General features: G+C 66.4%; 20 protein-coding genes and 2 pseudogenes. 17 read left to right on the top strand and 5 right to left on the bottom strand.

Going from position 1 to position 21,460, the window contains the following annotated elements; all coding sequences use genetic code 11:
- The first annotated feature begins 157 nt into the window (after window positions 1-157).
- The 14 genes from ftsH (at window position 158) to clpC1 (ending at window position 15,185) form a co-directional block, all read left to right on the top strand.
- Complete coding sequence (ftsH, locus tag VGG53_RS20985; protein ID WP_331520028.1) at window positions 158-2,503, top strand: ATP-dependent zinc metalloprotease FtsH; 2,346 nt, start codon at window positions 158-160, stop codon at window positions 2,501-2,503.
- Window positions 2,504-2,520: 17 nt separating this feature from the next.
- The gene (gene folE / locus VGG53_RS20980) at window positions 2,521-3,129 is read left to right on the top strand and encodes a GTP cyclohydrolase I FolE (RefSeq protein WP_331520027.1); all 609 of its coding nucleotides are present in this window, start codon (window positions 2,521-2,523) and stop codon (window positions 3,127-3,129) included.
- 20 nt (window positions 3,130-3,149) lie between these two features.
- Entirely contained in the window at window positions 3,150-3,968 is an 819-nt protein-coding gene (folP, locus tag VGG53_RS20975) for a dihydropteroate synthase (protein ID WP_414689021.1), read from the top strand.
- On the top strand, window positions 3,961-4,359 hold the full coding sequence (folB, locus tag VGG53_RS20970) for a dihydroneopterin aldolase (protein ID WP_331520025.1): 399 nt from the start codon (window positions 3,961-3,963) through the stop codon (window positions 4,357-4,359). Before folP ends, folB begins: the two co-directional genes overlap by 8 nt.
- Window positions 4,356-4,895 (top strand): 2-amino-4-hydroxy-6-hydroxymethyldihydropteridine diphosphokinase, encoded by a 540-nt coding sequence (folK, locus tag VGG53_RS20965; RefSeq protein ID WP_331520024.1) that lies wholly within the window; start codon window positions 4,356-4,358, stop codon window positions 4,893-4,895. Before folB ends, folK begins: the two co-directional genes overlap by 4 nt.
- Window positions 4,895-5,371 carry a DUF3180 domain-containing protein gene (locus tag VGG53_RS20960; RefSeq protein WP_331520023.1) on the top strand — a complete coding sequence of 159 codons (477 nt, stop codon included), beginning with the start codon at window positions 4,895-4,897 and terminating at the stop codon, window positions 5,369-5,371. The genes folK and VGG53_RS20960 overlap by 1 nt, the downstream gene beginning before the upstream one ends.
- Window positions 5,372-5,492: 121 nt before the next feature.
- Window positions 5,493-7,061 (top strand): DUF6779 domain-containing protein, encoded by a 1,569-nt coding sequence (locus VGG53_RS20955; RefSeq protein ID WP_331520022.1) that lies wholly within the window; start codon window positions 5,493-5,495, stop codon window positions 7,059-7,061.
- Between the two features lie 111 nt (window positions 7,062-7,172).
- A complete protein-coding gene (locus VGG53_RS20950; protein ID WP_331520021.1) occupies window positions 7,173-8,093 on the top strand; it encodes a Rossmann-like and DUF2520 domain-containing protein in 921 nt (306 codons plus the stop codon).
- Window positions 8,090-9,034, top strand: a complete 945-nt coding sequence (panC, locus tag VGG53_RS20945) for a pantoate--beta-alanine ligase (protein ID WP_331520020.1) — start codon at window positions 8,090-8,092, stop codon at window positions 9,032-9,034. Before VGG53_RS20950 ends, panC begins: the two co-directional genes overlap by 4 nt.
- On the top strand, window positions 9,034-9,441 hold the full coding sequence (gene panD / locus VGG53_RS20940; protein WP_331520019.1) for an aspartate 1-decarboxylase: 408 nt from the start codon (window positions 9,034-9,036) through the stop codon (window positions 9,439-9,441). Before panC ends, panD begins: the two co-directional genes overlap by 1 nt.
- Before the next feature lie 28 nt (window positions 9,442-9,469).
- Window positions 9,470-10,294 carry a type III pantothenate kinase gene (locus VGG53_RS20935; RefSeq protein ID WP_331520018.1) on the top strand — a complete coding sequence of 275 codons (825 nt, stop codon included), beginning with the start codon at window positions 9,470-9,472 and terminating at the stop codon, window positions 10,292-10,294.
- Window positions 10,295-10,428: 134 nt separating this feature from the next.
- A complete protein-coding gene (gene lysS / locus VGG53_RS20930) occupies window positions 10,429-11,928 on the top strand; it encodes a lysine--tRNA ligase (RefSeq protein ID WP_331520017.1) in 1,500 nt (499 codons plus the stop codon).
- Between the two features lie 120 nt (window positions 11,929-12,048).
- Window positions 12,049-12,387 (top strand): histone-like nucleoid-structuring protein Lsr2, encoded by a 339-nt coding sequence (gene lsr2, locus VGG53_RS20925; protein ID WP_331520016.1) that lies wholly within the window; start codon window positions 12,049-12,051, stop codon window positions 12,385-12,387.
- Between the two features lie 251 nt (window positions 12,388-12,638).
- The gene (gene clpC1 / locus VGG53_RS20920; RefSeq protein WP_331520015.1) at window positions 12,639-15,185 is read left to right on the top strand and encodes an ATP-dependent protease ATP-binding subunit ClpC; all 2,547 of its coding nucleotides are present in this window, start codon (window positions 12,639-12,641) and stop codon (window positions 15,183-15,185) included.
- 47 nt (window positions 15,186-15,232) lie between these two features.
- Here clpC1 and VGG53_RS20915 read toward each other — a convergent pair whose 3' ends face one another.
- Both VGG53_RS20915 and mhuD read right to left on the bottom strand, forming a co-directional pair.
- Window positions 15,233-16,600: a serine hydrolase gene (locus VGG53_RS20915; protein WP_414689020.1), complete on the bottom strand. Its 1,368-nt coding sequence runs from the start codon at window positions 16,598-16,600 to the stop codon at window positions 15,233-15,235.
- Window positions 16,572-16,892 (bottom strand): mycobilin-forming heme oxygenase MhuD, encoded by a 321-nt coding sequence (gene mhuD / locus VGG53_RS20910; protein WP_331520014.1) that lies wholly within the window; start codon window positions 16,890-16,892, stop codon window positions 16,572-16,574. The genes VGG53_RS20915 and mhuD overlap by 29 nt, the downstream gene beginning before the upstream one ends.
- A gap of 55 nt (window positions 16,893-16,947) precedes the next feature.
- On the opposite strand from mhuD, the gene VGG53_RS20905 reads away from it, so the two are divergent.
- Window positions 16,948-17,706 (top strand): alpha/beta hydrolase, encoded by a 759-nt coding sequence (locus VGG53_RS20905; RefSeq protein WP_331520013.1) that lies wholly within the window; start codon window positions 16,948-16,950, stop codon window positions 17,704-17,706.
- Here the strand turns inward: VGG53_RS20905 and VGG53_RS20900 are convergent.
- Entirely contained in the window at window positions 17,703-18,584 is an 882-nt protein-coding gene (locus VGG53_RS20900; protein WP_331520012.1) for an A/G-specific adenine glycosylase, read from the bottom strand. The two genes, VGG53_RS20905 and VGG53_RS20900, sit on opposite strands and share 4 nt — an antisense overlap.
- Before the next feature lie 25 nt (window positions 18,585-18,609).
- Here VGG53_RS20900 and VGG53_RS20895 point away from each other — a divergent pair, with 25 nt between their 5' ends.
- Window positions 18,610-19,239, top strand: coding sequence for a carbonic anhydrase (locus VGG53_RS20895; protein WP_331520011.1), 630 nt, complete (start codon window positions 18,610-18,612; stop codon window positions 19,237-19,239).
- On the opposite strand, the gene VGG53_RS20890 is transcribed toward VGG53_RS20895, so the two are convergent.
- Window positions 19,236-19,907: a response regulator transcription factor gene (locus tag VGG53_RS20890; RefSeq protein ID WP_331520032.1), complete on the bottom strand. Its 672-nt coding sequence runs from the start codon at window positions 19,905-19,907 to the stop codon at window positions 19,236-19,238. The genes VGG53_RS20895 and VGG53_RS20890 overlap by 4 nt on opposite strands.
- A gap of 513 nt (window positions 19,908-20,420) precedes the next feature.
- A pseudogene (locus VGG53_RS20885) lies at window positions 20,421-20,594 on the bottom strand (histidine kinase); the annotation flags it as partial.
- A gap of 664 nt (window positions 20,595-21,258) precedes the next feature.
- Here VGG53_RS20885 and VGG53_RS20880 point away from each other — a divergent pair.
- A pseudogene (locus VGG53_RS20880) lies at window positions 21,259-21,460 on the top strand (hypothetical protein); the annotation flags it as partial.

The raw sequence follows: 21,460 nt of genomic DNA, 5'->3' as shown, positions 1-21,460 counted from the left end.
ACCCGGCCTGCGGCCGAGCTGGCGATCACCGCTGGGTGATTGGCGCTGACCCGCTGCGCCCGGCCTGCGGCCGAGCTGGCGATCAGCGCTGGCGGTAACCTGGACTATTACAGCTGCGTGTATCGGGAAGGACCTGGCCGGCGACGGCCGATGATTGATGAACCGGAAAAACGTAATCCGTACGCTCACGGCCATCGCAGTCGTGCTGCTGCTTGGTTGGTCTTTCTTCTACTTCAGCGACGACACCCGCGGCTTCAAGCCGGTCGACACGTCGGTGGCGACGACCCAGATCAAGAGCGGCAACGTCAAGAACGCCCAGATCGACGACCGGGAGCAGCAGGTACGGCTGACGCTGAAGAGCGCCGCCGCCGGCACCGACGGCTCCGACAAGATCATCACCAAGTTTCCGACCGGCTATGCGGTCCCGCTTTTCGACCAGCTGACCAGTAAAGACGCCCAGGTCAGCACCGTCGTCAACCAGGGCAGCATCCTGGGTTCGCTGGTGGTCTACGTGCTGCCGCTGTTGCTGCTGGTCGGACTGTTCATGATGTTCTCCCGCATGCAGGGCGGGGCCCGAATGGGCTTCGGCTTCGGCAAATCGCGGGCCAAGCTGCTGAACAAGGACATGCCCAAGACCACCTTCGCCGACGTCGCCGGCGCCGACGAGGCGGTCGAGGAGCTCTACGAGATCAAGGACTTCCTGCAGAACCCGTCGCGGTATCAGGCGCTCGGCGCCAAGATCCCCAAGGGCGTGCTGCTCTACGGACCGCCGGGAACCGGTAAGACCCTGTTGGCGCGGGCCGTCGCCGGCGAGGCCGGTGTGCCCTTCTTCACCATCTCTGGATCCGACTTCGTCGAAATGTTCGTCGGCGTCGGGGCATCCCGGGTGCGTGACCTCTTCGAGCAGGCCAAACAGAACAGCCCATGCATCATCTTCGTCGACGAGATCGATGCGGTCGGCCGCCAGCGCGGCGCCGGGCTGGGCGGCGGTCACGACGAACGCGAGCAGACGCTGAATCAGTTGTTGGTGGAGATGGACGGCTTCGGCGACCGAACCGGCGTCATCCTGATCGCGGCCACCAACCGTCCCGACATCCTCGACCCGGCGCTGCTTCGCCCCGGACGCTTCGACCGTCAGATTCCGGTGTCCAGCCCCGACCTGGCCGGGCGACGTGCGGTGCTGCGGGTGCATTCCAAGGGCAAGCCGTTCGGTCCCGACGTCGAATTCGACGGGCTGGCCAAGCGGACCGTCGGCATGACCGGCGCCGATCTGGAGAACGTCGTCAACGAGGCGGCGCTGCTGACCGCCCGCGAGAACGGCACGGTGATCACCGGTGCTGCTCTGGAAGAGGCGGTGGACCGGGTGGTCGGCGGTCCGCGTCGCAAGAGCCGGATCATCAGCGAGCAAGAGAAGAAGATCACCGCCTATCACGAGTCCGGGCACACGCTGGCCGGCTGGGCGATGCCGGGTGTCGACCCGGTATACAAGGTCACCATCCTGGCCAGGGGCAACACCGGCGGCCACGCGCTGGCGGTGCCCGAGGACGACAAGGGAATGCACACTCGCTCGGAACTGATCGCCAGGTTGGTGATGGCCCTGGGCGGGCGCGCCGCCGAGGAATTGGTGTTCCACGAGCCCACCACGGGAGCGGTGTCCGACATCGAGCAAGCCACCAAGATCGCGCGTGCGATGGTCACCGAATTCGGGATGAGCTCCAAGCTGGGCGCGGTCAAATACGGCTCCGAGCACGGTGATCCGTTCCTCGGCAGGACGATGGGGAACCAGGCGGACTACTCCCACGAGGTCGCCCGCGAAATCGACGAAGAGGTCCGCAAACTCATCGAGGCCGCGCACACCGAGGCTTGGGAGATCCTCACCGAGTACCGCGACGTGCTCGACACGTTGGCGGGCGAACTGCTGGAAAAGGAAACGCTGCACCGCCCGCAGTTGGAGGCGATCTTCGCCGATGTCGAAAAGCGGCCGCGGCTAACGCTGTTCGACGATTTCGGCGGCCGGATCCCGTCGGACAAGCCACCGATCAAGACCCCCGGTGAGTTGGCCATCGAGCGTGGCGAGCCGTGGCCCAAGCCGGCGCCCGAGCCCGCTTTCAAGGCCGCCATCGCGGCGGCGGCGCGGGATGCCACGCAAGCCGATGCCGAGCGAACCACCAATGGTAACAACGGATCTCGCGGCGGGGCGGGCGGGGCCGACGGTGCGCCACAACATCGGACGCAACCCGATTACGGCGCGCCCGCGGGTTGGCACGCTCCGGGATGGCCCCCGCCGCAACAGCCGCCGGGTTACTGGTATCCCCCGCCATCGCCGACGCAGCAGCCGCCGCATTGGCCGGCACCGCCGCACCAGCACGCGGGTCAGCCCTACCCGCCGTATCCGCCGTATCCGCCGCCCGGTCCACCCGCACCGGAAGAAGGTAAGGCCGCTGACCCGACAGCCCCGCCCGGAGGCGAGCCGAGCCCGTCCAACCCGTCGGCACACGGCTGAAACGAACGGAGTCTTCGATGGTGCGGCCGAATTCCCGAACCGCAACTCTGAATGGCGCGGTCTTTGACCGACCGCGTGCCGAGGCAGCGATTCGCGAATTGCTCTATGCCATCGGCGAAGATCCCGATCGGCACGGCCTGGAGGATACGCCGGCCCGCGTTGCCCGGAGTTACCAGGAGATATTCGCCGGCCTCTATACCGACCCGGATACCGTGCTGGACACCACGTTTGACGAGCAGCATGACGAGCTCGTGTTGATCAAAGAGATCCCGCTGTACTCCACCTGCGAACACCATCTGGTCGCGTTTCATGGGGTGGCGCATGTCGGATACATTCCCGGACACGACGGCCGGGTGACCGGGCTGTCCAAGATCGCCCGACTGGTCGACCTGTACGCCAAACGGCCACAAGTGCAAGAGCGCCTCACTGCCCAAGTCGCCGACGCCCTGATGCGCAAACTCGATCCGCGCGGGGTCATCGTGATCATCGAGGCCGAACACCTGTGCATGTCCATGCGCGGCGTCCGCAAGCCCGGTGCGATTACCACGACCTCGGCTGTGCGCGGACAGTTCAAGTCCGACAACGCATCTCGAGCCGAGGCGCTCGAACTGATCTTGCGCAAGTGAGCACGACGCACGTCCGGGTCATGGGGGTGGTCAACGTCACCGACGACTCGTTCTCGGACGGCGGTCGCTACCTGGATGTTGATCGCGCTGTCGAGCACGGCTTGGCGCTGGCCACCGATGGTGCGACGATCGTCGACGTCGGCGGTGAGTCGACGCGACCCGGCGCGGTCCGTGTCGATCCGCGGGTGGAGACGGCCCGCGTCGTACCCGTCGTCAAAGAGCTTGCGTCCCAAGGAATTACCGTGAGTGTTGACACGATGCACGCTGGTGTGGCCCGTGCAGCGCTGGAAAACGGAGCGACGATGGTCAACGACGTGTCCGGTGGACGCGCCGACGAAGCCATGGCGGATCTGCTCGTCGAAGCCGATGTGCCATGGGTGTTGATGCACTGGCGCCCGGTATCCGCCGACCGGCCCCATCACGTGCCGCCCTATCGCGATGTGGTGGCCGAAGTCCGTGCCGAGTTGCTGGCTTGCGTCGACGGCGCGGTGGCCGCGGGTATGGACCCGGCGAAGCTGATCATCGACCCCGGTCTGGGATTCGCCAAGTCCGGCCAAGACAATTGGGCCTTGCTGCACGCGCTGCCGGAGTTGGTGGCCACGGGTATCCCGGTTCTGGTCGGGGCGTCGCGCAAGCGGTTTCTGGGTCGCTTGTTGGCTGATCCGGACGGTGCGGTGCGGCCGCCTGATGGCCGCGAGACGGCAACGGCGGTGGTGTCGGCGCTCGCCGCGGTGCACGGGGCATGGGGGGTGCGGGTACACGATGCGCGGGCCTCGGTCGACGCCGTCAAAGTCGTCGAGGCGTGGACGAGGGGTGGGGCGGTAGCAGCGGATGACTGATCGAATCGAGTTGCGCGGCTTGACAGTTCGCGGCCGCCACGGGGTGTTCGACCATGAACGGGCAGACGGCCAGGATTTCGTCGTCGACATCACCGCCTGGATCGACCTGGCGGACGCGGCGACCAGTGACGACTTGGCTGACACCTACGACTACGGCGTGCTGGCCGAACGGGCGGCCGCCGTCGTTGCCGGTCCGGCCCGGAATTTGATCGAAACCGTCGCCGGCGAGATCGCCGAGGACGTCATGCAAGACCAACGGGTGCAGGCAGTGGAGGTGACGGTGCACAAACCCCAAGCTCCGATTCCGGAGCCCTTTGACGATGTCGCAGTGGTGGCCCGCCGGTCACGGCGCGGCGGACGTCAGGTGATTCCCGCCGGAGGTGCCCTGTGACGCGCGTCGTGTTGTCGGTCGGATCCAACCTCGGTGACCGGCTGGCCCGGCTGCAGTCGGTGCTCGACCGGCTCGGCGACGCGGTGCAGGCGGTATCCCCGGTTTACGAGACCGCAGCGTGGGGCGGCGTCGAACAGGGGCCGTTCCTCAACGCGGTGCTCATCGCCGAGGACCCGACGCTCGACGGCCACGGCTGGCTGCACCTCGCCCAGCAGATAGAGGTGGCCGCGGACCGCGTGCGGGGACAGCGGTGGGGTCCGCGCACCCTCGATGTGGACTTGGTCAGCTGCTATCTGACCTCGTTGGAGGGAGACGTCGAACTGTTCTCCCTCGACCACGGCCTGACCCTGCCCCACCCGCTGGCACACCTGCGCGCCTTCGTGTTGATTCCGTGGCTGGCCGTGGACCCGAACGCGGAGTTGACGGTGGCAGGCGGAAAACAGCCGGTCGCCAAGTTGCTCGCCGAGCTGGATGTCGCCGATCGCGGCGGTGTACGACTCACCGATCGGGTGCTCGAACGGCGCGCCGAAAGCTGATGGGCCCCACTCGAAAACGCGACCTGACCGCCGCGGTGCTCGGCACGGCGGTGGCGGGATACCTGCTGGTCGTGCTGCTCTATCGATGGTTCCCACCGATCACGGTGTGGACGGGTCTGTCGCTGCTCGCGGTCGGCGTTGCCGAGGCGGCGTGGGGACGCTACGTGCGGGCCAAGATCAGCGACGGGGAGATCGGCGACGGGCCCGGCCGGCTGCATCCGCTATCGGTGGCCCGCAGCCTTGTCATCGCCAAGGCGTCGGCCTGGGTCGGCGCGTTGGCGCTGGGCTGGTGGGCCGGGGTTCTGGTGTACCTGCTGCCTCGGCGGTCATGGCTACGGGTGGCGGGCGAAGACACCGCCGGGACGGCGGTCGCGGCCCTCAGCGCGCTGGCTCTGATGATTGCTGGGCTGTGGTTGCAACATTGCTGTAAGTCGCCGGGGGATCCGACCGAAAACGGCGAGGGCGTCGAGAATTAGCCTGGTTCGTTGACGTCGAGCGTTGTGTGCCGGACCGAGGGCCGGTGGGGCGATTAGTCCAGGTGAGAATCGCCGCAGCGCGGCGACACGCGGAGTGACCTCGGGCCGGTACATTTGGGCCATGACCGATCTGTCCCGCGGCGCGCGCGTTCGGCGCGGCGGCCGCAGGCCGGGCTGGGTGCTGCTGACGGCGTTGCTGGTCCTGGCGATCGGCGCCAGTTCCGCGCTGGTTTTCACCAGCAGGGTAGAGCTTCTCAAGCTTGCGGTGATCCTGGCGTTATGGGCCGCCGTGGTTGCCGCGTTCGTCTCGGTGATCTACCGCCGCCAAAGCGACGTGGACCAAGCCCGGGCGCGAGACCTGAAGCTGGTTTACGACCTGCAGTTGGACCGGGAGATCTCGGCGCGCCGCGAGTATGAGCTGACCGTGGAGTCCCAGCTGCGGCGCGAGCTGGCCAGCGAATTGCGCGCGCAAGCCTCCGACGAGGTCTCCGAGCTGCGGGCCGAACTGGCCGCTCTGCGCACCAACCTGGAGATCCTGTTCGATGCCGAGCTCAGCGAGCGACCGGCGTTGGAGAGCGAACACAAGACCGTGCGCGGCTACAGCGAATGGGATCGCGAGAACGAGAGCGCCCGCGAACGAATCAACCGGGTCGCGTCGGTGCGGGCCGAGGAGCCTGCTCGCCGTGACGACGACAACTCGATCATCGACGTGAACGAGGAGCCGCTGGTCCCTAGTCCGGCACGTCACCCCGCTGCGGGGGGTTACCCGCAGGCCTATGCCCAGCAGCCCGCCGACGGCTATGTGGCGCCCCGGCAAAACCGTGCGGCCGAGGCCCGTCAGGCAGCGGAGGCGGAACGGGGTGCGCACTGGCGGCAGAGCAACGAAGCCGCGCAGTCCGGCGCCTGGGCCGCGCCGGCATACGGGGCCGAGCGATTTGAACCGCAGCCGCGACGTTCCCATCGGCGATCCGAGGCACCCCCGCAGCCCGAGCCGCGGTTCACCGCGCCACCTCCGCAGCCCGAGCCGCAGTTCACCCCGCCGTCCCGGCAGCCCGAGCCGCCACCGCAACAGCAGCGGATTCCGTGGCCCCCGCCGACCGAGGCGCCCCGACAAGACGAGCAGCCCGGGTGGCGCCCGGTCAGTTCCGAGGGACAGTGGTTGCCCCCCGGAGCACCCGGCAGCCATTGGAACGCCCGCCAGAGCGAGAGTGCCGCACCGGCGTCGTGGGCTTATGACAATGCGCCGTCGCGCGACACGCCGTCACGTCACTCGCCGGACATCGGCGAATCCCCGTCAGCGTCCCCGCCGGAGGAGCAGGGCGGACGGCATTCCGGCGCCGCCGAAGAATCGCCGGCAGGCCAGCCCAGCGGGCCCGCCGCCGACTGGACCGAGCCCGGCCGTGCGGCACGATCTCGCCATTCCGCGGACAACTCCGAACCCGGCGTAGCCGGACCGTCGACCCCGGCGCCGGCGATGTCACCACCGCCGCCTCCGCCGCCACCCGCGCCGTCGTCGTCCCTGGACAAGGAACCGGCGATGTCTCCGCCCCCCAGCGCTCGCCATCGCGGCACCGACCCGTTCACCGAGACCGATGAGCCGCAATCGGGCGGCCAGTCGGTCGCCGAATTGCTGGCGCGGCTGCAAACCACCCCGTCCGAGGGCGGCCGGCGCCGGCGCCGCGAAGACTGAGGCGAACACCACAGCGTCCGAGCAGCGTCGTCGCGGTAGAGTCGTTACGACCGTCTGGTACCCGCATCGCGGGACTGGAACGAACCAAGAGACTTGTGAGGGTCGTCTGCGATGGTGCAGTTCGACGGATTGCGCCCCGCTCGGCTCAAGGTGGGGATCATCTCCGCAGGCCGAGTGGGAACCGCGCTGGGTGTGGCGCTCGAGCGCGTCGACCATGTCGTGGTGGCCTGCAGCGCCGTCTCCCGCGCATCCCGTCAGCGTGCCGAGCGATGGTTCCCGGACACGCCGGTCGCCCCGGTCCCCGATGTCGCCGGCAACGCCGAGCTGTTGGTGTTGGCGGTGCCGGACACCGAGCTGGCGGGGCTGGTCTCGGGCTTGGCCGCCACGTCGGCGGTGCGCCCGGGCACCATCGTCGCGCACACTTCGGGTGTCAACGGCGTCGACGTGCTGGCACCGCTGAGCGGTCAGGGCTGCACACCGCTGGCCATTCACCCGGCGATGACGTTCACCGGTTCCGACGAGGACATCTCCCGGCTGCCGGACACCTGCTTCGGGATCACCGCCGCCGACGAGGTCGGCTATGCGATCGCGCAGTCCCTGGTGCTCGAGATCGGGGGCGAGCCGTTCCGGGTACCCGAGCAGGCCCGCGCGCTGTATCACGCCGCGCTGGCGCACGCCGGCAACCACATCGTCACCGTTGTCGCCGACGCGCTGGATGCGTTGCGCGCGGCGGTGTCGGGCACCGAGCTGCTCGGTCAGCAACGTGTCGACAATCAGCCCGGCGGCATCGCCGAGCGCATCCTCGGACCGCTAGCGCGTGCGGCGCTGGACAACACCCTGCAACGTGGTCCGGCGGCGCTCACCGGTCCGGTCGCACGCGGTGACGCCGGCGCCGTCGCGGGTCACCTGAGCGCACTGGAGGCGGTCGACCCGCAGCTGGCTCAGGCCTATCGGGTGAACGCGATGCGCACCGCCCAGCGGGTGCATGCGTCCGACGAAGTTTTCCAGGTGCTGGAGGGCTCGACTCGGTGAACACCCAACGCCCGCCCAAGTTCAACGCCGGTGAACTCAACGTCTACCCGAACCCCGGAGATGTCCACGAGGTCAGCCGCGCCCTGCGCCATACCGGCCGACGGGTGATGCTCGTGCCGACCATGGGCGCGTTGCACGACGGACACCTCGCGCTGGTCCGGGCCGCCAAGCGAGTTCCCGGCTCGGTGGTGGTGGTCTCGATCTTCGTCAACCCGTTGCAATTCGGCGCCGAGGAGGATCTCGAGGCGTATCCGCGAATCCTCGAAGACGACTTGGCGCTGTTGCGCGGTGAAGGCGTCGAAATAGCCTTCACCCCAAGTACTGCGGCGATGTACCCGGACGGCCCGCGTACCACGGTGTACCCCGGCCCGCTCGGATCCGAGCTCGAGGGCGCTGCCCGGCCCACGCATTTCGCGGGCATGCTCACCGTCGTCCTGAAGTTGTTGCAGATCGTGGCGCCCGATCGAATCTTCTTCGGCGAGAAGGACTATCAGCAACTTGTGCTGGTTCGCCAAATGGCCGCCGACCTCAACGTCGATGTTCAGGTCGTGGGTGTGCCGATCATGCGGGAGACGGACGGCCTGGCGATGTCGTCGCGCAACCGCTACCTCAGCGCCGCGCAACGCGAACTGGCCGGCTTCTTGTCGGCGGCGTTGCTGGCCGGCAGTCACGCCGCGGCCGGCGGCGCGGATGACGCGCTGCGCGCGGCCCGCGCGGTGCTGTCGGAAGTGCCCGCCATCGACGTGGATTACCTCGAGGTGCGCGACAACGCTTTGGGGCCGGCCCCTGCCGGCGGCGCCGGACGCCTGCTGGTCGCCGCCCGACTGGGCGAGACCAGACTGCTCGACAATGTCGCAATTGAAATCGGAACTGTCTTCGGCACCGACGGACGCGTGCCCGCCCTGTCGGCTGAATCCCTCGAATCACATTGGAGGAATTGATGTTACGAACGATGCTCAAGTCGAAGATCCACCGGGCCACCGTCACGCAAGCGGATTTGCACTACGTCGGGTCGGTGACTATCGACGCGGACCTGATGGACGCGGCCGACCTGCTCGAGGGCGAGCAGGTGACCATCGTCGACATCGACAACGGCGCGCGGCTGGTGACTTATGCGATCACCGGTCAGCGCGGTAGCGGCGTGATCGGAATCAACGGGGCCGCAGCCCATCTCGTGCATCCCGGCGACCTGGTGATCCTGATCGCCTACGCCACCATGGAAGACGCCGAGGCGCGCAGCTACAGGCCCAGGATCGTGTTCGTCGACGCCGAGAACCGGGCGATCGATCTGGGTGACGATCCGGCGTTCGTTCCCGCCGACGCGGACGAACTGGTCTCGCCGCGATGAGGATCGCCCCGAGGAAGGATAACTAGTCGTGCTGCTGGCCATCGACATCCGAAATACGCACACCGTCGTCGGGCTGGTCTCCGGCTCCAAGGAGCATGCGAATGTCGTGCAACAGTGGCGGATTCGCACCGAAGCTGAAGTCACCGCCGACGAGCTGGCGCTGACCATCGATGGTCTGATCGGTGACGATTCGGACCAACTCACCGGCGCGGCCGCGCTGTCCACGGTGCCGTCGGTGCTGCACGAGGTGCGGCTGATGCTCGAGCAGTATTGGCCGACGCTGCCGCACGTGCTGATCGAGCCTGGTGTCCGCACCGGCATTCCCCTTCTGGTCGACAACCCCAAAGAGGTGGGGGCAGACCGGATTGTCAACTGTCTGGCGGCATTTCAAAAATACGGCACCGCCGCAATCGTGATCGACTTCGGTTCCTCGATCTGCGTGGACGTGGTCTCCGCCAAAGGCGAGTTTCTGGGCGGTGCGATCGCGCCCGGCATACAGGTGTCCTCCGATGCCGCGGCGGCACGCTCGGCCGCTTTGCGCCGGGTCGAGCTGGCCCGTCCCCGTTCCGTGGTCGGCAAGAACACGGTGGAATGCATGCAGGCCGGGGCGGTGTTCGGTTTCGCCGGGTTGGTGGACGGCCTGGTCGGCCGGATCCGCGACGACGTCGACGGGTTCGCCGGCGGTCCAGGAAATGAGGTCACCGTTGTGGCCACCGGCCACACCGCGCCGTTGCTGCTCGCGGAGCTGCATTCGGTCGATCACTACGACCAGCACCTGACTCTGCAAGGGCTGCGGCTGGTGTTCGAGCGCAACCGGGACAGCCAGCGCGGACGGCTCAAGACCGCACGCTGACTGCCCGAAGGCTCGTCCTATGTCGCGAAACAGAAGCTAAGGTCGCACCCGGGCCGGGATCAGGACCTCTGGTTCTGTTTCGTGGCTCCGTCTGCGCACTGACCGCGGTCCACAGTCCTTTAAGCTGGCAGGTCGTGAACGCCGGCGACGCAGATATCCCCGAGCAGTTCCGGATTCGCCGGGACAAACGCGCTCGCCTGGCGGCCGAGGGCCGCGATCCCTATCCCGTGGAGGTCGGCCGCACCCGCACGCTGGCACAGATCCGCGCCGCATACCCCGACCTGCCGGCGGATTCGACCACCGGTGACGTCGTCGCAGTTGCCGGCCGGGTGGTGTTCGCACGCAACTCGGGCAAGTTGTGCTTCGCCACACTCCAAGAGGGCGACGGCACCCAACTGCAGATCATGCTCAGCCTCGCCGGCGTCGGGCAGGAAGCACTCGACGAATGGAAAGCCGACGTCGATATCGGCGATATCGTCAGCATCCACGGCGAGGTGATCAGCTCGCGACGCGGTGAGTTGTCGGTGCTCGGCGACAGTTGGCAGATGGCGTCCAAGGCGCTGCGACCGCTGCCGGTGGCGCACAAGGAGATGAGCGAAGAGTCACGGGTGCGGCAACGCTACGTCGACCTGATCGTCCGCCCCCAGGCCCGCACGGTGGCTCGGCAGCGGATCGCCGTCATTCGCGCATTACGGAACGCTCTGGAGCAACGCGGCTTTCTGGAAGTCGAAACCCCGATGTTGCAGACTTTGGCGGGCGGTGCGGCGGCCCGGCCGTTCGTCACGCACTCCAATGCGCTCGACATCGATCTCTACCTGCGGATTGCGCCGGAACTGTTCCTGAAGCGCTGCGTAGTCGGTGGGTTTGACAGGGTCTTCGAACTAAATCGCGTGTTCCGAAACGAAGGAGCAGATTCCACACATTCTCCGGAATTTTCCATGTTGGAGACCTATCAGGCGTATGGAACGTATGACGATTCCGCCGTTGTCACCCGCGAGCTCATTCAACAGGTGGCTGACGAGGCGATCGGTAGTCGACAACTTTCGCTGCCCGACGGCAGTGCCTATGACATCGACGGAGAATGGGCGTCGATAGAAATGTATGCGTCACTATCTGCGGCTCTTGGCGAAGAGATCACACCAAACACCGCTGTCGATCGGTTGCTCGCTATCGCTGCGGGACTCGGCGTGGAGGTGCCCGACGATCGCGGATACGGGCACGGCAAGCTGATCGAGGAACTCTGGGAACACACCGTCGGCTCCGAGTTGACGGCGCCCACCTTCGTCAGGGATTTCCCAGTGGAAACAACGCCTTTGACGCGCCAGCACCGCAGCATCGCAGGTGTCACCGAGAAGTGGGACCTGTATATCCGCGGGTTCGAACTCGCCACCGGCTATTCGGAATTGATCGATCCCGTGGTGCAGCGGGAAAGATTCGCCGAGCAGGCGCGGGCCGCAGCCGCCGGCGACGACGAGGCAATGCTGCTCGACGAGGATTTTCTTGTTGCCCTCGAGCACGCTATGCCGCCATGCACAGGAACCGGAATGGGCATCGATCGGTTGTTGATGGCTTTGACCGGCTTGTCAATAAGGGAGACAGTATTATTTCCTATTGTGCGTCCGCATAGCAGCTGAGCGCTGCTGTGAGGGTGTATTGAATAACCCGTCTGCGTATGGCAGATTGATGCGACGGGGGCGGTCCAAGCACCTGTCTTGTATGGCAAGTGTCTAAGAAGAAAGCACGAGGCTCAGCCAATGGCGAAGAAAGTGACCGTCACCCTTGTAGACGATTTCGACGGCGAAGGTGCCGCCGATGAAACCGTCGAATTCGGGCTCGACGGCGTGACCTATGAGATTGACCTTTCGGCCAAGAATGCGACGAAACTCCGCCACGACCTGAAGCAGTGGGTCGAGGCCGCTCGCCGGGTCGGTGGCCGTCGGCGCGGACGTTCCAGCTCGGGCCGGGGCCGCGGAGCCATCGATCGCGAGCAGAGTGCGGCAATCCGGGATTGGGCCCGTCGCAACGGCCACAATGTGTCGACCCGCGGCCGAATCCCGGCCGACGTCATCGACGCCTTCCACGCCGCGACCTGACCGGGGGCGCCGGTAGACCCGCTTTCGCTGGTGGCGAACTGATCGACCAGTGCAGCGGGAAACGATTCGTGGTCTTCGCGCGTTGCTCTGTTGCAGCTGCGGGTAGCCGGGGATCCCGGCGTGGGGGTTCGCCGACCGCAAGGTGGGAAGCCCGGCCCGTCGCCCACTACAGTGGAAGACAGGTACGCGGTGTCGGCCCCTGTGCCGAGAATGACGAAGTACCGATGGTGAGGAAGAGCAGGTAACCGCTGATGTTCGAACGTTTTACGGACCGTGCCCGCAGGGTCGTCGTCCTGGCGCAAGAAGAGGCCCGGATGCTCAACCACAACTACATCGGCACCGAGCACATCCTGCTGGGCCTCATCCATGAAGGCGAAGGCGTAGCCGCAAAGTCGCTGGAGTCACTGGGCATCTCGCTGGAGGGCGTCCGCAGCCAGGTCGAGGAGATCATCGGCCAGGGCCAGCAGGCCCCGTCCGGACACATCCCGTTCACCCCGCGCGCCAAGAAGGTGCTCGAGCTGAGTCTGCGTGAGGCACTGCAGCTCGGCCACAACTACATCGGCACCGAGCATATTCTGCTCGGTTTGATCCGAGAGGGTGAAGGCGTCGCCGCCCAGGTTCTGGTCAAGCTGGGCGCTGAGCTGACCCGGGTGCGTCAGCAGGTGATTCAGCTGCTGAGCGGCTACCAGGGCAAGGAGGCCGCAGAGGCCGGTACCGGTGGCCGTGGCGGCGAGTCCGGCAGCCCGTCGACGTCGCTGGTGCTCGACCAGTTCGGTCGCAACCTGACCGCGGCCGCCATGGAGGGCAAGCTGGACCCGGTCATCGGCCGGGAAAAGGAAATCGAGCGGGTCATGCAGGTCCTGTCCCGTCGCACCAAGAACAACCCGGTGTTGATCGGTGAGCCCGGTGTCGGCAAGACCGCGGTTGTCGAAGGTCTCGCGCAGGCGATCGTGCACGGCGAGGTCCCCGAGACGCTGAAGGACAAGCAGCTCTACACCCTGGACCTGGGTTCGCTGGTGGCCGGCAGCCGCTACCGCGGTGACTTCGAGGAACGCCTGAAGAAGGTGCTCAAGGAGATCAACACCCGCGGCGACATCATCCTGTTCATCGACGAGCTGCACACCCTGGTCGGTGCCGGTGCCGCCGAGGGCGCGATCGACGCGGCGTCGATCCTGAAGCCCAAGCTGGCCCGCGGCGAGCTGCAGACCATTGGCGCGACCACCCTGGACGAGTACCGCAAGTACATCGAGAAGGATGCCGCGCTGGAGCGCCGGTTCCAGCCGGTGCAGGTGGGCGAGCCGACGGTGGAGCACACCATCGAGATCCTCAAGGGTCTGCGCGACCGCTACGAGGCGCACCACCGGGTGTCCATCACCGACTCCGCGATCACCGCTGCCGCCACGTTGGCCGACCGCTACATCAACGACCGGTTCCTGCCGGACAAGGCGATCGACCTGATCGACGAGGCCGGCGCCCGGATGCGGATTCGCCGGATGACGGCACCGCCAGACCTGCGCGAGTTCGACGAGAAGATCGCCGATGCCCGCCGGGAGAAGGAGTCTGCGATCGACGCGCAGGACTTCGAGAAGGCGGCCAGCTTGCGCGATCGCGAAAAGCAGCTAGTGGGCCAGCGCGCCGAGCGTGAAAAGCAGTGGCGCTCAGGCGATCTCGACGTTGTCGCCGAGGTGGACGACAACGAGATCGCCGAGGTGCTCGGTAACTGGACCGGCATCCCGGTGTTCAAGCTCACCGAGGCCGAGACCACCCGGCTACTGCGCATGGAGGACGAGATCCACAAGCGGATCATCGGCCAGGAGGACGCCGTCAAGGCCGTCTCCAAGGCAATCCGCCGTACCCGTGCCGGGCTGAAGGACCCGAAGCGCCCGTCCGGCTCATTCATCTTCGCCGGCCCGTCCGGTGTGGGTAAGACCGAGTTGTCCAAGGCGTTGGCCAACTTCTTGTTCGGCGATGACGACGCGCTCATCCAGATCGACATGGGCGAGTTTCACGACCGGTTCACCGCGTCGCGGCTGTTCGGTGCCCCGCCGGGATACGTCGGTTACGAGGAGGGCGGCCAGCTCACCGAGAAGGTGCGGCGCAAGCCGTTCTCGGTGGTGCTGTTCGACGAGATCGAGAAGGCGCACCAGGAGATCTACAACAGCCTGTTGCAGGTCCTCGAGGATGGCCGGCTGACCGATGGCCAAGGTCGTACCGTCGACTTCAAGAACACGGTGCTGATTTTCACCTCCAACCTGGGTACGGCCGACATCAGCAAGGCGGTCGGGCTGGGCTTCACCCAGGGTGGCGGCGATAACAACTACGAGCGGATGAAGCAGAAGGTCAACGACGAGCTGAAGAAGCACTTCCGCCCGGAGTTCCTCAACCGCATCGACGACATCATCGTCTTCCACCAGCTGACCCGCGAAGAGATCATCGAGATGGTCGATTTGATGATCGGGCGGGTGGGCAAGCAGCTCAAGGCCAAGGACATGACCATGGAGCTGACGGACAAGGCCAAGGCGCTACTGGCCAAGCGCGGCTTCGACCCGGTGCTCGGTGCTCGTCCGCTGCGGCGCACCATTCAGCGGGAGATCGAGGACCAGCTGTCCGAGAAGATCCTGTTCGAAGAGGTCGGCCCCGGCCAGGTTGTCACGGTGGACGTGGACAACTGGGACGGCGAGGGTGCCAGCGACGACGCGGTGTTCACCTTTACCGGGGCCCGCAAGCCGGCCGAGCAGCCCGACCTGGCGAACGCCGGCGCGCCCGCCGCCGGTGGCCCACCGTCCAGCGGCGAGTAAACAAAACAAACAAATGGGCGGTCACCGATCGGGTGACCGCCCATTTGTTATGACGTGGGTATCAGCGCGAAGACCTGTTTGGCGATCTGCAGCATCCAGCTGGTAATGCCTGGCCCGTGGTCGCGGGGCCAGTTCAACTGGAAACTCACCACCCACGGCTGCCCGGTCCGGTCGACGGCATACCAGCTGAACGTCAGGTCGCCCGGCAGGCCGCCGGCTTTCGCGGCGATATAAGGCCATTGTCCGCGATCCAGGTTGACACCCGGAGAGGCATCCAAGATCTTCCTGACGGGTGCGGCCGCGCCCACGGCGCCGGCCTGCAACGCTACGTGCACCCGACAGATATCTTCGGCGCTGCCATACCATTCCGCGCCATACTGCGATGCGGGCACATGAGCGCGCATCGGATCCGGTTGATAGGTATGGGAATCCGCTTCTTGCAGCATCACAGCGCGTTCTTTCGGCGTGCCTTGCTTCCACTGCTCGCGGACGTCCGGCCGGCCCCACGCCACCGAAAACAGTTCGTACATCGTCGGAAACGGCGTCATCGCGGCCGGATCGTGATGGCCGGTGTCGGTAAGTGCGTCGTCGATGGCCTGGCGGCCGACCCTCTCGATCAGCATGTCGGTGGCCATGTTGTCGCTGGTGGCAATCATCTTCTCGGCGGCGGCGCGCACCGAAATGTGGGCTCCCACCGGCAAATCCATGGCCGAACCGACGGCTTTGCCTTTGTCGGTCACGGTCAGCTGATCGTCCCAGGACACCGTGCCGGCCTTCACTGCATCTGCCACGGCATAGAGCACGTACAACTTGAAGATCGACGCCAACGGGAGTGACAAATCGGGGTTGGTGCCCGCCATCCGTTCGCACTGGCCGCCATTGATCTTGCTGACCTGCCATGAGTAGCGGGCTTCGGTCGTGCGCAACACCTCGTCGACGTCATGCCACGACGAGATAGTCGGGGCATTGGTGGTGACGTCGAACCCGTCCACCAATGTGTCATCGGCAGTGTGTATCCGGATGTCTTGCCGCGCACCGTAAGACGTTGCCAACTGCAGGGTGGCTGTGCCGGCTGTGATATCGACGCCGCGCAACGTAAACGGCCGGTCCCACCACAGCTTTTCCATGATGGTCTCTACCTGTTTGACCATCTTCGGGGCGGCCAGGGTGCCGACTCCGACGGGGCCGATCGGCCAGTCGGAGTTCAGCATGTCCAGGGTTTGCTGCGCGCGCAGCCCGGCCGGAGTCCTCATGTCGATCTCCCGGCCCGCGCCCGCTGCGTTCGCGGAAGGCGGTCGCGGCGGGGCGCAACCCGGGGTCAGGGCGGTGAGTAGCGCGACGGCTGCCAGGGCCGCGACGCGGCGACAGCCGTGCCCCGCGCTGGGCTTACTTGCCCTGCGGGCTGTTGCCGGCAACGTCTAACACAACCTCGAATTCCAGCAGCGAGGCGCCGGTCGCCACGGGATTGTGCCGATGGCCGGCGTGTGCCTCGATGGCTGGCCCGGTCGCCCACGCCTGGAACGCCTCTTCGGTCTCCCACTGGGTCACCACGAAGTACCGGTCTTCGCCCTTGACGGGACGAAGCAGCTGGAAGCCGAGAAAGCCCGGCGAATTCTCGACTGCGTGCGCGCGGTGGGCGAACCGCTTCTCCAATTCGGGGCCGGCGTCCGCGGGCACCTCGATTGCGTTGATCTTCACCACTGGCATGGCGCTAGGTTACCGTGCCGCCCGATCGTGGCCCAAAGCACGCGAAGATAGGTGCATGGCCGCTGATCTGCTGACCCCTCGTGGCGGACGAGGCGAACCGGTGGTCTTGGTGCACGGCCTGATGGGCCGCGGCAGCACCTGGTCGCGTCAGCTCCCGTGGCTGACGCAGCTGGGCACTGTCTACACCTACGACGCGCCCTGGCACCGCGGTCGCGAGGTCGCCGACCCATATCCGATCAGCACCGAACGTTTCGTTGCTGACTTGGGTGACGCCGTGGCCGCGCTGGGCACCCCCGTCCGGCTGGTCGGGCATTCGATGGGCGGGTTGCACTCCTGGTGTTTGGCCGCCGAGCACCCCGAGCTCGTCTCGGCGCTCGTCGTCGAAGACATGGCACCGGACTTCCGCGGCCGGACCACCGGTCCGTGGGAGCCGGGGCTGCATAATCTGCCGGTCGAATTCGACTCTGCCGAAAAAGTATTCGCAGAGTTCGGCGAGATCGCCGGCCGGTACTTCCTGGAGGCCTTCGACCGAACCGCATCTGGTTGGCGGCTGCACGGCCACACTTCCCGGTGGATCGAGATCGCTGCCGAATGGGGCACCCGCGATTACTGGGCACACTGGCGGGCTGTGCGCTGTCCGGTGCTGCTGGTCGAGGCCGGCAACTCGGTGACGCCTGCCGGGCAGATGCGCTCGATGAACGAAAATGGCTATCGCACAACCTATTTGCATGTACCCGATGCCGGTCACCTGGTGCACGACGAGGCGCCGCAGCTGTATCGCCAAGCGGTGGAGCCGTTTCTGGATTCGCCCTAGCCCTCTTCACCGGCCAGGGCGAATCGCCCATCGCGGGTCCTTGCCACCAGTCCGTCGGCGAGCAATGAGTCCAGAGCCCGGTCGCGCTGCACGGTGTCGCTCAGCCATACGACATCGAGCTGGGCACGGGCAACCGGGAACTCGCTGGCGCGCAGCACATCCAACAGCCGGCCGCGAACCTGGCGGTCAGTTCCGGCGTAGCCCTGCGGTCGACGAGCCGGACCTTCCGACGGAGGGAAGCCGGCTTCTCGCCATCGGCACACGCTCAGCGGACACCGCCCACACCGCGGCGTCCGCGCGATGCAGACAGTGGCGCCCAGTTCCATCAGCGCAGCGGAAAACCTATGCGCTGACGAATCTTTCGGCAACAGCGCCGACACTTCGGCGTGATCGCGAACAGTGGACGCCGCCGCGGCGTCGGCCCGGCCGTGTACGGCCCGAGCCACCACCCGACGCACGTTGGTGTCCACTACCGGCACCGCCTGCCGGTAGGCGAAGCAGGCGACCGCGCGCGCGGTGTAGCTGCCGACCCCGGGCAGGGTGAGCAAAATGTCGACGTCGTCGGGAACCACATCGCCGTGATCGCGGGCGACGACGGTGGCGCATTCGTGCAGGCGTTTGGCCCGCCTGGGATAGCCCAGCTTGCCCCAGGCCCGGACGATGTCGGCCGCGCTGGCCGCCGCCGTCGCCGAGGGCGTCGGCCAACGCACAATCCAGTCGCGCCAGATCGGCTCTACTCGTGACACCGGCGTTTGCTGCAGCATGAATTCGCTGACCAGAACCTGCCACGGCGTCACGTCGGGCTCCCGCCACGGCAGGTCGCGCCGCGAGCAGTCGTACCAGTCCAGAAGTTCGCGCTGCGTTGGTGAGAGCTTCATAGCCTGCTACGGCAGAATGAGCGCCATGCCCAACACGAATCCGGTAACCGCGTGGAAGTCACTCAAAGAGGGTAACGAGAGGTTCGTCGCCGGCCAGCCTCAACACCCGAGCCAAAGTGTCCAGCACCGGGCCAGCCTGGCCAACGGTCAGACGCCCACAGTGGCGCTGTTCGGCTGTGGCGACAGTCGGGTCGCCGCCGAGCTCATCTTCGATCAGGGCCTGGGCGACATGTTCGTGGTCCGGACAGCAGGGCACGTGATCGACTCCGCGGTGTTGGGCTCGATCGAGTTCGCGGTGGTGGTGCTCGGTGTGCCGCTGATCGTGGTCCTCGGTCACGACCGCTGCGGTGCGGTCAAGGCGACGCTGGCGGCGCTCGACGACGGCGTGCTTCCGGGCGGTTATGTGCGCGACCTCGTCGAGCGGGTGACGCCGTCGATCCTGCTGGGCCGCCGCGAAGGCCTCACTCGGGCCGACGAGTTCGAGGCACGCCACGTGGTCGAGACCGGCACCCAACTGGTGGAGCGCTCGACGGCCATCGCCAAAGCGATCACCGCCGGCGACCTGGCGATCGTGGGCGCGACGTATCGCCTCGCGGACGGGCAAGTGGTGCTGCGCAACGTCATCGGCGACGTCGGGGACAAGGTTGGCGCCTAGTCTTGGACGGGATACCGCGGTGTGACGAGTCCGTGGTCGTATGCGTAGACGATGGCCGCCGCGCGGTCGCGCAGTTGCAGCTTGACGAAGATCCGGCCGATGTGACTTTTAACGGTCAGCTCGGAAATGCAGAGCTCGTCGGCGATTTCGGCGTTGGAGTGGCCCTGGCCGATCAGCCGGAGCACGTCGCGTTCGCGCGCCGTCACCTCGCCCACGGCTTCGGATCGACGCTCACCGGCGACGCGCCGATACGTGGTCAGCACGCGTGACGTGACCGCCGGGTCGAGGTAACTGTCGCCGTGTGCGACTGCGCGCACGGCGCGGATCAACTCCTCTGCCGACGAGTCCTTGAGCACGAATCCCGAAGCGCCCGCACGTAATGCGCCGGACAGCAACTCGTCGTCGTTGAACGTGGTCAGGGCCAGCACCGGTGGCGACCCGGGCCCGGAAAGCCTGCGGGTGGCCTCGATGCCGTCTACCCGTTTCATCCGCAGATCCATCACCACCACGGCGGGCTGGTGCTCGGCGACCGCGCGGGGGACCTCGTCACCGTCGCTACATTCGGCGACGATGACGAATCCGTCCTTGCGGCGCAGAATCCGGCGCAGCCCGGAGCGGACCAGTTCTTGGTCGTCGACCAGTAGCACGGTGATGTCGGGGGTGGCCATCTCAGCGTGGGCGCCGCCACGAGCGTTGGTTCGGCTCAGCCAGCGGAATTTCGACCGCACCGACCACCCCTGCGGGCATCGGCCGGCATCGATCACGCCACCGAGCAGTTCGACTCGTTGACGCATACCTGGCAGACCACGGCCATCGCGCGTCGCGACGTCAGGCACCCGGACCGGTAGGTCGTTGAGCACGGACAGTATCGCCGTTGCCGGCGAAATCTCCAGACCCACTTGCGCTGTGGATGCCGGAGCATGTTTCGCGATGTTGGCCAACGACTCCTGAGTGATCCGGTAGAGCGCCAATCCGACCGCCGCCGAGACCAGTTCGGGCTCGCCGTCGGCGCGAAAGGTAACCGGCAACCCGGCCTGGACGAAATCGTCGATCAACTCCGGAATGTCGGCGATACTCGGCTCTGGAACCAGCACAGGCGATGACCCATTCGTCGGACCGGCTTCGAGCAACCCGACGGTGCGTCGGATGTCGGCCATTGCCTGGCGGCCCAGCCGCTCGGCGTCGGTCAGCGCGCCGACCGCATCGTCGACATCGCGATCTTGCTCCAGCGCGCGCCGTGCCCCGGTGACGTGTAACAACGTGACCGACAGCGAATGCGCGATGACGTCATGCACCTCCCTTGCGATGCGGCGCCGCTCGTCGTGGGCGGCGTGCTCGGACAGTTCGGTTTGCATTTCCTGCTGTTTGAGTAGCAACTGCGCCTGAGTTCGGATCAGATAGCCCACCAGCCAGCCCAGCGCGAGGACGCTGAGATTCATCGTGAGCATGCCGAGGCGGTGCGCAGCGAATGCCGCGATGAGCAGCGCCGCGCCCGATGCGGCGGCAAGTGCTCCGTACACCGGCGGAGTCTGTGATCCAACCATCCCCGTCAGCAGCACCAGGAGCAACGGGGCGAAATCGCTGGCAATGGGTGTCGAGGTGGCGAACAACAGAATTGCGGCCGCGATCCATGCCGTTATCCACACCAGGGCCGGACTGAAGTTGAGCCCCGACACCAAGAACAACAGGAACGGCGAAATCGCCAGCGCGGCCGCGACCATGGCGACCGGCAGATCAGTCTCCGGCCGTTGCACGATTGATCCCACCAGGATGAGGACCATGGTGGTGTCGGTGACCAAGACTGTCGGCCAGGAGTGGCCGATGGGGATCAGGTCACTGCGGCGTTCGATCAGATCGCGCACATATTGCTGTGTCACGCGCAACATCGGCTCATCGTAGAAGGGATCGGCACCGAAAACATCCTGCCGTGGGCGGTGTTCGACTCCGACCGTAGTAGCAGGCTGAAAACCGGACCGCGGCACGATGTCGGAGCCGCCGAAGCTTCCTAGTGTCATCGGCATGACATGGGTAGAGCACCACGAGCGGATGGTTTTCATGGCCGACCTGATCGGTCGAGGCGTCGAGAACGCCGACGCCGCACTTGATTTCAACGGCAGCATGCCCGACGTGCAGCGACTGTTCGGCAGCGAGGAGGGTCTGTTGTTGTCGCTGCAGCAGCGCTGGCTGACAGCGTTGACGGCAAGGTTGGACGACGATATTC

The organism is Mycobacterium sp., assembly GCF_036490025.1.
In the GTDB taxonomy this organism is placed as follows: Bacteria; Actinomycetota; Actinomycetes; order Mycobacteriales; family Mycobacteriaceae; genus Mycobacterium.
The sequence above is the reverse complement of the archived record's forward strand: the minus strand, read 5'-3'. Positions and strand labels throughout refer to the sequence as shown.